Source organism: Microcoleus sp. FACHB-SPT15 (genome assembly GCF_014849525.1).
Classification (GTDB): Bacteria; Cyanobacteriota; Cyanobacteriia; order Cyanobacteriales; family Coleofasciculaceae; genus Symplocastrum; species Symplocastrum torsivum.
In genome coordinates, this window is record NZ_JACJNU010000064.1 from 167,350 (window position 1) to 181,329 (window position 13,980).

General features: G+C 46.5%; 10 protein-coding genes. 2 read left to right on the forward strand and 8 right to left on the reverse strand.

Features of this window, described 5'->3' with window-relative positions; all coding sequences use genetic code 11:
- Positions 1 to 25 precede the first annotated feature (25 nt).
- The 6 genes from H6F98_RS27930 to H6F98_RS27955 all read right to left on the reverse strand — a co-directional run bounded on the left by H6F98_RS27930 (position 26) and on the right by H6F98_RS27955 (position 4,748).
- Positions 26 to 1,171: a DUF4351 domain-containing protein gene (locus tag H6F98_RS27930; protein ID WP_192221990.1), complete on the reverse strand. Its 1,146-nt coding sequence runs from the start codon at positions 1,169 to 1,171 to the stop codon at positions 26 to 28.
- Positions 1,172 to 1,196: 25 nt separating this feature from the next.
- Positions 1,197 to 1,445 carry a winged helix-turn-helix domain-containing protein gene (locus H6F98_RS27935; protein WP_192221991.1) on the reverse strand — a complete coding sequence of 83 codons (249 nt, stop codon included), beginning with the start codon at positions 1,443 to 1,445 and terminating at the stop codon, positions 1,197 to 1,199.
- A gap of 74 nt (positions 1,446 to 1,519) precedes the next feature.
- Positions 1,520 to 2,689: a phosphoadenosine phosphosulfate reductase family protein gene (locus H6F98_RS27940; protein WP_199349002.1), complete on the reverse strand. Its 1,170-nt coding sequence runs from the start codon at positions 2,687 to 2,689 to the stop codon at positions 1,520 to 1,522.
- Positions 2,690 to 2,997: 308 nt separating this feature from the next.
- On the reverse strand, positions 2,998 to 3,462 hold the full coding sequence (locus H6F98_RS27945) for a DNA phosphorothioation-associated protein 4 (protein ID WP_192221993.1): 465 nt from the start codon (positions 3,460 to 3,462) through the stop codon (positions 2,998 to 3,000).
- Positions 3,463 to 3,603: 141 nt separating this feature from the next.
- Entirely contained in the window at positions 3,604 to 4,158 is a 555-nt protein-coding gene (locus H6F98_RS27950; RefSeq protein ID WP_192221994.1) for a Uma2 family endonuclease, read from the reverse strand.
- 17 nt (positions 4,159 to 4,175) lie between these two features.
- Positions 4,176 to 4,748 (reverse strand): Uma2 family endonuclease, encoded by a 573-nt coding sequence (locus tag H6F98_RS27955; RefSeq protein ID WP_192222041.1) that lies wholly within the window; start codon positions 4,746 to 4,748, stop codon positions 4,176 to 4,178.
- A 164-nt stretch (positions 4,749 to 4,912) separates the two neighbouring features.
- Here H6F98_RS27955 and H6F98_RS27960 point away from each other — a divergent pair, with 164 nt between their 5' ends.
- Both H6F98_RS27960 and H6F98_RS27965 read left to right on the forward strand, forming a co-directional pair.
- A complete protein-coding gene (locus H6F98_RS27960; protein ID WP_192221995.1) occupies positions 4,913 to 7,555 on the forward strand; it encodes a HEAT repeat domain-containing protein in 2,643 nt (880 codons plus the stop codon).
- A 280-nt stretch (positions 7,556 to 7,835) separates the two neighbouring features.
- Positions 7,836 to 8,186, forward strand: coding sequence for a hypothetical protein (locus H6F98_RS27965; RefSeq protein ID WP_192221996.1), 351 nt, complete (start codon positions 7,836 to 7,838; stop codon positions 8,184 to 8,186).
- A 171-nt stretch (positions 8,187 to 8,357) separates the two neighbouring features.
- Here H6F98_RS27965 and H6F98_RS27970 read toward each other — a convergent pair whose 3' ends face one another.
- Complete coding sequence (locus H6F98_RS27970; RefSeq protein ID WP_242058728.1) at positions 8,358 to 13,148, reverse strand: CHAT domain-containing protein; 4,791 nt, start codon at positions 13,146 to 13,148, stop codon at positions 8,358 to 8,360.
- 303 nt (positions 13,149 to 13,451) lie between these two features.
- Positions 13,452 to 13,973: a DUF2231 domain-containing protein gene (locus H6F98_RS27975; protein ID WP_192221997.1), complete on the reverse strand. Its 522-nt coding sequence runs from the start codon at positions 13,971 to 13,973 to the stop codon at positions 13,452 to 13,454.
- Between the last annotated feature and the right edge of the window lie 7 nt (positions 13,974 to 13,980).

Sequence of the window (13,980 nt, forward strand, 5' to 3'; positions counted from 1 at the left end):
CCCTAAGAAGTCGGAGATCTCATCTTCAATTAAAAATCTCATTTAGCCAATTTATCATCGTCTCTTCTTCTTCAAAATCAAACAACCTCTGTGCCAACTCTTCCACCCGTTCAATTGGTAAACGGCGAACCTGCTTTTCTACATCAAGAGAAACCGTTCCAAAACGGTGATTGATTTGGCTCAATACAATTCTTTCAACTCCCTGTCGCAGTCTCCTTTGCTCTAGCCAACTTCTCAAATCCGTTTCACTAGCTAACTTAAATAACGCCTCACCTAATAACTCGATTTCCACAATTGACAACCTGCGGATTTCCTCTTTTACAGATTGCGGAATTCCTCGAAAACGGTCATTGAGCTGGTACAAAACCAAAGCCGCTTCTCTTGCTAATGCCTGCTGAAATCCTTGCTGAAATCCCTCCTGTAGCCCCTGTTGCAAACCCCGTTCAATTCCCTTCTCCATCCAACTGGTAACAATCTCCATAACTCGCGCCTCTTCCTCCTCAGATAACCCCATTCTATTCAGTTCAGCTTCAAAGACGACTTCCTCAGCTTCATTCAACCGTAAGTAAGTATCAACAAATCCCGAAATTAACTGCATTTTTGCTGAGTTTAACCGTAACGTAGCCAGCAAGCGCAAACATTCTGCCTTCACCTTGGGTCTATCTTCTGGCTGAATTTTCATCTTCGCCATCAACGCCGCCGCTACAGGATTTTGCGAAGAGAGAAAATCCCGCCAATTCAGACGATTGAGCTGAATCGCTACATAACTGAAATCCAACACCTTCCGGTCAGGAAACTCAACTTGATAGCGGTTGGGTTCCAGCCGTTGTGGAGTATCAAAAGAAAAAATAACCACTGGATAAATCGGTAAAGCATACTTCTCGTCTAAACGAGCAAAGTAATGAAACATCCGCCGTTCAAATCCAGCTTGGGAATAAGATTGATTTTCGAGATGAATTAAAAAGCAAGTCTCTTGACCCCGAAACCGCACTTGAGCCAACAAATCGACTTCTCGACGCTCTCCAGACGTGATATTGGTGAAGATTTCCTGATTTAAGAAAGAAATCGAGTCTCTTTCAATATAGCCACCAACATCGGGCAAAAATAGCTCGATAAATTCACTAAAAAATATCGAAAGTAATTCCTTAAATAAGCGATCGTGGTCAATCATTTTCCAGATTTCCCGCCAACTCCCCTCACTTATCCTTCAGCCCATACTTTGCATCTGAGAGTTTCTTGAAATATTTAGGTTCAACTGAATTTTTGCGATTCACTCCCTCACAGCGTCGTTCAATTGCTCCACGAACAATTGCGCTTGGCTCCTTCGCATTGAAAGGATACAAGTTCTTATCAAGGATAGCCTGCGTAATATCAGAGATAGTCAATGGCTGCTTAGCTGCTTGCAATACCTCAATCACCGCTTGAGCAACTGTTCGTTTCTCCATGAATTCCTTCACTAACTGACAAGTGCAAACACTGCGCTTCCCTACCCGGAGGAAACCTCCAGACAGCAGCGCACTCAAAATTTATCAAATAACAATAGCTGAATACTGCCATCTGGCAAAATTTCAGGTAACCACTCATCCCCTCTCGGTTCAGTCCCGTCCCACTTTTCCGGGTAAGTTTTAGCAGCAATCAACTCTTCAATCCGGGCAAGTTCTTCATCATTAATCAAGCTAATAGTAGGACAATTCTCTCTTCTAGCCGCCTGATTCACTTCCTCCTGAATTGCTAATACCTGCTCAAGCATCCAGCGCCGAGACTCCAGCGTGATTGGTCCCAGCCGATTTTGCTTAGCAGCTAGCGTTCCATCTTTTTTAACTTCTCCATGTTTCCGGTGACGGTATTGCGGCTTTTTAATTTCTCGGTACAGAGGGCGCAACTTACGCAGCGGAGCTAGGTACGCCCACTGCGCCTCACTAACTACTGCTTCCAGCGCTCGATCTTCTTGTACCAAAGGACAGCCAATGCAGCCAGTTCTCAAGCTCAGTGGCTCCTCCGACTCAGTCCCTTCATTCGTCATCCCATACACTGCCGCAATCTCCTCTGTTGGGAAACCTAAGGCTGGAGCATCAAACATGAGCCAGTCCCAGACATGACAAATCCGCCAGTGAAGGATGGGAGCTAAAGTATCTGCTACCGCCTGAGACGAAGATTGCTGAAACCAACCTTGTCCACATTCACCCCCATCTTTTGTACAGCTAATCGCAATCCGTTGGTCACGAGCTGCACTCTCACCAATTCGCACACCCGTGAGCATAAGCAGCTTCTCACCGTGCTGCTGGCGAACCTTTTCCAGTTCCCGCTCCATGCTCATCACCTTCAGTTTGGGGGTACACCAACGGAAGGTGTTACTAGGAGGTGGTACACCCCGCCCTAGCATATAGACAAAGTAGCGATGATCCAGTTCGGGCAGGACTATACGGGTATCAATCCCTCTTTTGCCGAGTTCCTCGATGATGCCTAGTGCCGCAGCATGAAGGGGGGGCAACTCCTGTCGGGTATCAGCATAAAGAACTGTTAGACTTTCCGGCTTGGGAATGCGCCCTGTCTCAATCAAATGAAGCACCAGCGTTACAGTTGCCGAAGAATCTTTTCCACCACTGAAGGCGATCGCCCAGTGCTTGTACAACGCCCCGTAGTGCGATAGAGACTCAGCAGAAAGATCAATGCTCTTAGAGAGCGTCAATCGATCCTCTTCAAATAAGCTTGGTGTCCTCAAAGTCTCCGTACCCCATCGCCATTACATGACATTCCCTTACCCAAGGTAGCTTGAATGCTACCCTGCAAGAGCAAAGACTCTCCAAACACTGTGAAAATTTAAGATACCACTAAGTTAAGCGCACAATACGTGTTTAGCTTCGCTTAACGCCTAACAGCCATGACAACATTCCCAACCCTGCCGCAAAACTTCGTTACCAATACCTGGGTTAAAGCCACCTGGGAAGAGTTTATGGAAGTGAAAACTAGGTGTGGAGCCGCTTACCACACTATTGTTTACAAAAATCTACTTAAATCAAAACCATCTTCAGGGGATTCTTCTCTAAATCTCTCAGAACTCAAAATCAACAAAATCCGCTCTGTATAATCTACAGCGCCCCGCAATTCATCTCGCAAAATCTCCAGACCACCATTCGCATACTCTTCAAAAATATGAATGCGTTTTTCCTCTGAGGTTTCATCAAGAAGGGAGATAATTTTGGGGTCTTTAGTTTCTTTGATTGCTAATAACTTAAGCACTAAGTCATATCCCCGTGAAACAAAAACCTCTAGTGCAATGGGAGAAGGTTCTTTAGTGATTGCTCCCAAAGGCGATCGCTTTTTCCGCTTTGCCCCTAATGCTGCTGCAAACACCATCGCATCAGCATACGTGTGGAAAGGTCCAGTTGTATGGTTTGAGTCTACTAAGGCTTTCACCAAATCAGCCTTATCCTTCGCAACTCTAATTCGATTTGCACCCATGTTGTTCGTATCTAGTTTCTCAAAATCTTATAGCAGTTCTCATGTGGATGAGGTACAAATTTCTGGGTTTTAGGGAATAGGGAATGGGGAATTGGGAATAGGCAAAGGGGGATTGAAAGTGTTGATGCGATCGCCAATTACCTAATAAAAAAAGAGATCGTCCACTGACATCAACCATCCCAGCACAGCAGGTTCAGCTTCAGCCACCTCACCACGATGATAGACTTGCGGCTGTTCAGGACTATCTGCACCATACACTCTCACAACTTCCTCTTTCAGCACATCTACATCCCAAACAACCAGCGTCCCTGCTGTAAAGTAATCCTGACGCTTAACAGCCATCTCCTCCTCTGCTGGCTTACCATAATCATTTTCACTTCTTACCTCAACGGCAAAAACAGGCGCACCATTGAGAAATTTCCCGCCTGTGGGTTCCCCCGTGTAGAAAGCAGCATCAGGGCTAAAAGAACGACGAGTTGGGAGATTAACCAGGAAACCAACATTATCAGGCAGCGCATATCCACTCCTGGTGCGGCGTTCATAATCGCGCAGACTGGCATAAATTTCACCACCCGCCCGCCCAGGCAGGAAACCCGTCGCCGCCATCAATACCAGTTCTCCATTCACAAGTTCCGCCTTCCCATCTTCAGGCACGCGGTACAAATCTTCGATAGTTGCTTTAGTTTTTATACTCATCAGATCCCGGCAAACCTTTACTGCCCTGCGTTAAGAACCTCTTCTGCCGTTAACGACTTTATAGAGATTACAGAAGACTGAATTGGGTCAGACCCACTGAAAACACCCAGTTCACGATAAATTCCGTTCTTAAGTTCCAAAACAGTAATAGTTTGTTGTATTCGGTCAATCAGCCAGTATTCAGGGATGCAGATATCTTGATACTGCTTGCGTTTAGCGATGTAATCCCTCTCCCTATTGCTTTCACCAGGGCTGACCGCTTCAATCACCAGTAGAGGCGGTTCCATGGAAAGCCTGATCGTGTTGCGTGATTGCAACTGTTGGATGTGTTCTTCTCGAATAACAACGAGGTCAGGGTAGCGATTTTTGGGTTCTCCCCATACTTCAAGTTCTAACCCCCATCGCACTCTTCGGTATCCCACAAGCGGTACGAGCTGGAGACAAACGAACATGAGAATGCTATTATTTTCACCCGATTCTGGTGGCAATTCAATTAAGTCTCCATTAAGTAGTTCGTAACGTTTGTCTGTCCCATCGTCATAAGACAAATAGTCTTCAAAGGTTGAGAATATGGGTTTGGCTTGAGTCATGGCGATCGCTCCTTTAGAAAACCATGTCATCTAATAGCGCTGTTACTCTTCTAACGCATTGGACAACAACAATGTACTTTCTGCTATACCTATGGCGTCATAGGTACGAAATCGGCATTAACTTTGGTGAAGTTTAAAATAGGCACAATACTCAAGAGGTAGTGATGGTCAATCCCACCAGAGCGAAATTTCTCGCAGCGGCGGTACTCAAGGTTGCTGTCCTATGCCTTTCATTGTCCCTGCTGGTAAGCGGCAATAGCTGGGCGCAACCCACTCCCTACACCCAGGTTGCTCCACTCATTGAGAAGCTAACCGATAATGATTTTCGGGTTCGCCATGATGCGGCGGATGCGATCGCAAAAATTGGCTCACCAGCGGTTCCTGCTCTCATCGAAGCGTTGAAGAGTGAAAATAAACAAGTTCGTTGGCGTGCTGCCTCTGCCTTGGGTGAAATCGGTGCAGAAGCTTCATCGGCTGTGCCTGCCTTGACGGCGGCATTGCAAGATGAGGATGAATATATTCGCCGGATTTCTGCCTATGCGTTAGGAAAAATTGGTTTAGAAGCTGCCTCAGCAGTCCCTGACTTAATTGCCGCGTTGCAGGATACGGATCGAAACCTTCGCCTGGTTGCCGCTTATGCATTAGGCAAAATTGGACCAGAAGCTTCATCGGCAGTTCCTAACTTAATTACTGCCTTACAGGACACGAATGCAGAAGTTCGCTTGAATGCGGCAACGGCGTTGGGGCGAATTGGTGCGGAATCAAAAACGGCAGTCCCTGCCCTAATTGTGGCGTTGCAAGATACAGATAAATACGTTCGCCAGGGTGCGGCTGATGCCTTGGGGCGATTCGGGACGAGAGCAAAAACAGCCGTTCCTGCCCTAATTACTGCGTTGCAGGACAAGAATAACTATGTTCGCTTGAATGCGGCTGCTGCTTTGGGACGAATTGGGATGGAGGCGAAACCCGCGATTCCTGCTCTAATTGCTGCCTTGCAAGACGAGAAGGAGGAAGTGCGGCGCAATGCCGCGAATGGATTGGGAGGGATTGCTGGTATCTTTCAGGATAAGGCAAAGTCACTCTCTAGCTCGGAGTTGGAAAAAGACATTTCAGATTTAGAAAAAGCCCTAAAAATTGTAGAAGACCCTGAGGCTAACTTTGCCGAAGAATATATTGCCGTTGTGCGACGACCACTTTTGGCACTAAAAGCTGAAAAAGAAACCCGCTTGTTTGATAGAACCTTTGAATGGATTCTTAAACATCAATGGCTTTTAGGGTTTACCAGTTACGTTATCTTTGTTCCTTTACTCTGGTTAGCACTCCTCTGGCTGCGTCCTTTGTGGCTGTTGCGGATAAACAATGCCCTAAAACCATATACAGACGTTCCCTTGCCTTTCATCGGCATCAGCGTACCAATTCGATTTGCACTATTTGTTGGTTTTTTTCACTACCATCCGAGAGTCTTGGATGCCTGGGTGACGGCACACATCACATCAGTTCGAGAGAAATTTCAAGATAAGGACACGGTACGCGATCGCAACATCTATATTCCAGTCCCAGTGGTTTTAGATGGCGAAACTGTCGCCCAATTCACCGCTAAAGATTTGCGCTCAAAGTTAAAAAAGCGTTGCCTACTGATCTGGGGTGAAGGAGGCGCGGGAAAGACAAGTTTGGCGTGTCAGATTGCTAAGTGGGCTTTGTCAGAAAATGAGACAGAACGTCTCTGTGACTACCAAATGTTGCCTGTGCTGATTGAGGAAGAGTTAGATTTTGATGCAGCAGGACAACAACCGTTTATGGCTGCAATTCGGGGACAGTTGCAAGATTTGACTAACGAGGCTGAGCCAATTTCCGAGGAACTGTTGGAACGTCTTCTTAGACAACGGCGTATTCTCGTAATTGTCGATCACTTGTCGGAAATGACTGAGGCAACGCGCAGGGCAATTCGTCCTGACTTACCAGACTTCTGGGTTAATGCCTTGGTGATTACGTCTCGGACAGAAGAAACACTGGGCAAAGTCACGAAGACGACGCTTAAGCCTCTCCGAATTGAGGGGAATCGGCTGTCATCATTTATGGAAGCCTATTTAACGCAGCGAGGAAAACGCGATCGCTTTACCGATACTGAGTTCTTCGATGCCTGTAGTCGATTGAGTGTAATGGTAGGAGCGCGAAATATTACCGTCTTGCTTGCCAAGCTCTATGCTGAACAACTGATTGCTGTTAAGGATGGTACAACAGCAGGCACACCCTTAATTGCGCCCTTGCCGGATAACATTCCTGATTTAATGCTTAGCTACTTAAACGAATTGAATCGGGATGTGACCGGGGATAAATTTGATGATCGCACAGTTCAGGAGGATGCAAAAGCGATCGCTTGGGAATGCTTGAAGCTTTCCTTTCGACCAGTAACAACAAAGCGTCAGGATGCGATCGCTGTTTTAATTGGTGATAATGCAGAAGCCCGTCTCCACTATCTAGAAAATCGCCTGCGCCTCATTCAAACTATTGGTCCGGCTCAAGACCAAATCCGCTTTGCCCTCGACCCTCTAGCTGAATATCTTGCAGCTTTGCAGTTGTTAGAGCAGTACGGCAAAAACCAGGGACAGTGGCGTAAGTTTCTCGCTCAGACAGCCGCCATTCCAGGCGAACCAGTAGCAATCCAAGGTTTCTTGCTAGCTGTGTTAGATTGCTGTCTGGCGAAAGGAGTAGAAGCCAAAGTGCCTGATTTTGTAGCACAGGAACTCAGTAAACGTGCTGGCGCCAGCATTGCTTCTGGGCAAGCTCAGTTGGTGCAAACGCCTTAGACAAACTTGCCTCTTTTCCTGTAGATAAGTAGGTAGACACAAATAAAAGCCTTGCGCCCCTACAGATGGTGGTTCAAAGATAAATTTGCGTAAGTCCTGCAAATGTTAGGAGACTAAAATCTTCTTCCCTTCTGCCTTCTACCTTCTGCCCTCTGCCCCCTGCCTTGCCTCAACAGTAAAGATTAATGCCGAACTACTTAGCAGGGAATTGTAGCTTAAGCGCTAGCATAAAACATGATTGCGAGACTATCTGAATACAAGGAACCGGAGTATTGAAGTTATGGTAGAAAAACCCATAAAGCGATCCGAGCGTCAGACTATTGCCCCTAAGAGCGATAGTGGCGAAGAGGTCAAAGGGCAAGGACGCCCGACTGAAGATCGTTCTGACTCAACAACTGGACGATCTTTCCAGAAGCAAGATAGAAGAAAAGGAAAAGGAAAAGGTAATCAGCAGGAGTCGCGCCCAACTAGCGTGAATCCAGCCTTGATGCGAGGCCCGAAACCGACCAAACCGAAGCCGCCAGTACTTGAAGAGACACCGTCAGAAACAGTTGATGAAACTGAGGATTCAGCTACTGAGACTGAGGATTCAGTGACTGAAACTCCTCAAGAAACGGCTGCTGAAGAATAGAAGGTTGTGTTTGCTATTTGTTGTTCGTTAAAGAATACAAATAGCAAATAACCAACAAACAATTGGGCTTTCCTAATAAGCGATCGCAACATCGTTTTGTTGATGACATTCTAAGGTTGGGAAAGGTAAAAGGGCAATTTCCAAACCCTTTAACCCTTTCCCTTTTTCCTTTTACCAAGGATTACCAATCATCGTGAAAGCCGACCAGTAATATGGATGCTCAAGCGTTTGATCTCCTAAGGCTGCTAATTCCGGTGGTAAGGGAACATCTGCGCCAAGAGTGCGGAGTTTACCCCCTTCCAAGCGCACTTCTCCTTTGAGCATCGCGAGTTGCGCTCGTCGCAGTGCTTCGGCTTTAATTGGGGCGCTCTTCAACTGCTCGTAAAACCCTGTCATTAGTCCCAATGTTGCTTCATCACTGACGTACCAGAGACTGGCTAGTGATGATTTGACTCCTGCTAGTACTGATAACCCTGCAAAGCCTAATTCTGCTTCCTCATTCCCCAAGGCTGTGCGACAGGCACTCAGCACCAATAGCTCTACTGCTGGGTTATTCCAGCCTAGTTGTCGCAGTTGGTTGAGGCGCAGCTTGGTATCCCATAGCTGGATATAGGAGTTACTTGGCGCACCTGGCTGGAAGTCGCCGTGGGTTGCCAGGTGGATAATACCAAATGGCTGTTGCTGCCGCGATCGCGTTAGGTTCTCTAGAGTAAAAGCATCATTCAAGAAGGACTTACCCTGCCACAGTTGATCTGCAATGGTGGACACTTCTATGGGTACAGCAGGTAAAGGCGGTTGGTCGGTAAATTTTTCGGCTCCCATTGCCAGTACTTGCGACTCTTTGATGTCTTTGTAGCGGGTATCACTGAGGCTGAGACTCGGCATCAAAGCAACACTGTAGCGCTCAATTAGAAAGCCTTTTTCATCATGGAGGGCAGCAACAGGTAGGGAGCGCAAGCCAGTATCCATGAGGAAGACGAGGTTTTGAATGTCTCGCTCTTGTAAGTCCGACTCTAAGGGGGCAACTAGCCATTGGTAAAGTTGTTGAGCTGAAGCGAGGTAACCAGTAGGGCGCCTGAAGTTAGTGACTTGACTACGAAAGTCTTGAGCAACTTTGAGAACTTGTGTGCGAGTAGCCCCTGCAATCTGCTTGCGAACAGGTGTTCCTTTCGCTGTTATCATTACCAATTCGAGTTGATCATTGTCTTGCGGTAGGAGATTTTCTGGGCTTTGTGTTGACTGTTGTGATAAGGATGCAGTCGTCTGAGGCACAAACGTGACATAGAGTATTGCGGGTTTGATGCCAGTTGCTTTCTCTATTTCGTTCAGAATTTCACGCGCCTCATCCAGACTGGTGATTGGTGTCTGAGAAGGCTGTCCGAAATATTGCTCGAACTGGCGTGTCAATGATTCCTCTAGTTGAGCCACAACCGAGTCAATTTCAAGGGGGGGTAGGTCACTAATTAGGGGTAGTTTTTGTAAGGGAGTCTCTTCTGGAAGTGGATTATCCACTGGTAAATCCGGTGGGACATCTGGCGGGATATCTGGTGGGACATCTGGCGGGATATCTGGTGGGATATTGGGCGGCAAAGCAGTTACGTTGATGCTTACCTGTTGTGGCTCTGAGAAGGAAACGCGATCGCTTGCAGCAATGCTAAACGCTGAGAGTTGACCCGTAGTATCTGCTGGCGGCGTATAGACCAACGTATCACCTGGCAAAATCGTATCTCCTAGTGCCAGTGGAACACCATTTCTTGTCAGGGTTCCAGTTGCGATCGCCTCAAGAATGATTGACGTGTTATCTCCATTGGTATCATCCACCAAAGCACCTAAATCGGCAAAGGTGAAGCTAAGTGGCTGATTTTGTTGAACACCAGGTAGCTGTTGATTGGCTGTTAGCGTCGGTTTACTATTGACAAAAGTTACTTGAACCCCATCAACTCCTGGAGTAGTGCCCCGTGTAACCAAACCAGGAGTAGGAAATTCCTCTCCAACTGCTACCGTCACCGTCCCCGTTGTAATTGCGCCAGCCGTCCCGTTGTTCGTTGCATCACCGATAGTAAACGGTACGTTGTCTATTCCGCCGTCATGTTGAATCGTAACTGAACCGCCTTGAGTTCTTCCTTGAGTATTGATCGTGTTGCCTGCTATATCTCCTGTTCCTTGAATAACTCCGTTACTTGTCAGGATGACATCCCCTCCTCTGGCGACTCCACCACCGGTAAACGTGTTGATTCCTTGGGCATTGATACTCTCAAAGAGAATGTTACCTCCTGCAAGTAAGGTAACCTCACCTCCTTGAGCAGGTTGGCTAAAACTGCTACCAGAGGTATTAATTACACCTGTAGAGATATTCCCGCCTGCTTGTAAGGAGACATCACCCCCGGTAGCATTGAAGACGGAAAAACTATTGCTGAAGGTATTGATATCGCCAGTTTGAATATCACCTGTAATACTACTAATAGTTACCGGACCACCTGTTCGGATTGGAGTACCATACTGGTTAGTCAAACCAACATTGATATCGCCGTCAACTGTGACATTTCCTGGTGTAGACGTTTCGCCAGTTGCACTAAAAACTGTTGGGGGAAATCCAAATCCAGGAGAATCAGGAGGAACCTCAGCAAAAACTGTACCCGGATAGTTAAAGTTAGTCTCTTCTAAAACATCTAAGCCAGCTCGTAAAATGAGAGTCGGCTGTGTTCCTAAAGCGATCGCATCATCTGAGCAATTAGTCTGCGGATTACAAAAACGATTAAGATTGTCATCCACACCAGTAATAACAATATCTCCAGTAACAGTAATACTCCCTAACGTTTCTACCTTTAGGGACACACCTGTATAGTTACCGAAAACAACATCCTCAGTGGAGCTAATAATGGGGTCAAAGTAACTGACAAAATCACCACCACCACCACTCAAATTCAGAACGGAAAAACGACCACCACTCGCATAATGTGCATCTCCAGAAATAATTCCATTACTAACTAAACTAAGATCACCACCGCTAAGAAATGCTTTTTGGGTAAGATGATTCAGCGCAAGAATATTAATGCCTTGGTTTCCCTGAATATAGAGATTTCCCCCTGCTTGGGCAAGAAAAGGATTAGCGATACTATCTCGCACAAATACTGTATTCTGTGCCAGCAGATTCATGTCTCCACTAGTTACTAAGTTGCTCTCAATTAAAGAAAGATTATTTTGAGCCGAGAGTGTGGCTGTCCCACTATTCAATTGGCTGGTAACAACATCACCTACTTCTATCCCCACCCCCGAATCTGTAAGTTGTGCCTGTCCTAAGTTATTAACGCTTACACCCATCGCTAGATTAGCTGCCTCACCTGTCAGCAGTTGGGGCAACATCAAGGGTGTAATAGATAAAAGATTTCCCTCTCCATTCGTCGGCAGCTTTACCTCCAAATTGAGAATTTGTCCGCTTTGGCTCAGACGTAACCAACTACTTCCCGGTACAGAGGTTACAGTAATATTCCCTGCTGGTGCTTGCAAGCTACCACTACTAACAACTGTTCCCCCGATTAGCGTTGAATTCTCCCCAACGGGAACGGCTAAGTTGCCAGAATTCACAATCACCCCAACTTGAGAAGTGGCAAACCGAAAGGCATTGGGAGTACCAACTAAGCTGCTGTAGTTATTGGTTCCAAGTGCCTTAAACCAACCGCCATCTAAGCCAATACCTGTAGCAGTGGTAGCCGTGAAAGAAGCTGGAACATTTAGCTGGGCGTTTGAGCCAAATACAATTCCTGCGGGATTCATCAGGAAAAGGTTGGAATTACCGCCACTGACTTGAATCAAACCGTTAATTAGTGAGGCATTACCACCCGTGACACGCCCTAAGATATTCAAAATTGATGGATTCGATAGGAAGTTAGCCGTTTGCTCTGGGTTTAAACCGAATTGGCTAAAGCTATGGAATAGATTCTCTCCATTTCCAGAAAGCTCACCACCGCTAATGTTGTAGAAATTGCCATCGGGTGTAACGAGTGTATTTGTCGTGCCATCTGAGACAATTGGTTGAGCTGTAACAACTGAAGGCAAAAAGCACAAGGTAAATGGCAAAAGGGATGAAGCAAGGGAGGAAACCGTTGCTCCAACCTTCCATCCTGGAGAACTAACTCGTTTTTTATACCAAGCTCCAAAAGATATTACTCCCTCTGTTCTCTTGGAAGCCTTACTATTACGCCGCCGTTGGTAAGCTTGCGCTATCGCTAGCTGTGCATCACGGGCTTGCTGGGTTTGCTGCTGATGGGAGATGCTCTGAGGATGGGTACGGTAGTAATAAAGGGGCTGATTAACGTGTCGTATCTCGGTAATCTCAGAAAGCCGCAAACACAGATCGTAGTCTTGAGCGCAGTTAAATAATTCGTTGAAGCCACCGACTTGTTCATAAACACTCCGACGTATCAATCGGAAGTGGAAGGTCATGAACTGATGTAGTAGTCTTTCTTTGGAATAAGGTACAAGGCAGCGATACCCGTAGCTGACGATCGCATTTTGTTCATCAATATCTAGGTAACTTGTGTAAACCATGCCCACGTTTGGTTCTCGTTCGAGTACCTGGGCTGTCTCTTCTAATGCTGTCGGTGCAAGTAAGTCGTCGCTATCGACTAAGCCAACGTAGGTACCACAAGTTTGTGCGATCGCCAATTTCAACGCACGCCCTCGCCCTAGATGTTGAGCCACTACCACTCGCACCCGTCTATCTTGCTGGGCATAGTGCTGGGCAATCTCTACGGAACGATCTGTCGAACCATCGTCCCAAATCAGCAACTCAAAATCTTGCTTTGTCTGTGCAAGAACGGTTTCAATCGCAGCGCTGAGGAAACGTTCTCGGTTGTAGGTAGTAATGACGATAGAGATGGGTACAGTCATGGCTGAGGAGAAGAGAGTAGCAAAGAGGATTTTGACTGGGTGTAATTTCACGTTGTCTGAAGCAAGCTTCATCCTTATCTTGGTCAGACAATGCCAGTGAGTGATTAGTCTTTTTAGTAAATCGTCACTTTCGCTACCGAGAGAATAAAGACAATAGAAGCACCTCAGCGTCTCGTCCTAAGCTCTCGGAGCTAGAGAACCTAAGTATCCCAGTAATAAACATAAAAGCTCTCTGCCTTCTGCCTTCTGCCTTCCGCCTTCTGTTGTATCCCTGCACCAAACCGTCTCTTCCCACAAAAACACGAAGCCTGTCTGAGAGACATGAGACTCAGACAGGCGCTTCAGATGAGAATTAGAAATATTGCGAGTTATTAGCTAGGGTTGATCGCGATCGCCATAGCCAATTACAGCAATTTTATGGCGGTAAATCAGTTCTCCTCCAAACCAACCTCCAATACCGAGAAGCGTCGCGACAACTGCTGAGATTATCAACCCTGTATACAGGATATTCTCAGTGCGATCGCCTAAACGAAGCCCTAAGTTGATTGCCGTTAGCACCAGCGCTATAACGTTGGAATACATATGCGCCCAACCTGCTGTGTGCTTCCGCACTCGACCAATTTTCATAAAGTCCATCATGCCGATCAGGGCGGCTACGAGGCCCGTTACTAATCCTCCTATGAGTAGCAAAAACGAACCTCTTGCCCAAAATGGGTCTCCTGTCAACCAATAGCCAATATCAAATGCTGCTACTGCAACTAAAAGAGCAACTGGAAAAACAACCATTGGAGGATGAAGAGGATGCCCAGCAATCGTTACTGTACTAGGCACACCACTGTCCCGATAATCACTCTCGTCACTTTCGATTATTGGTGGGATATTTGGAGTTTGTGTCATGTTCCTC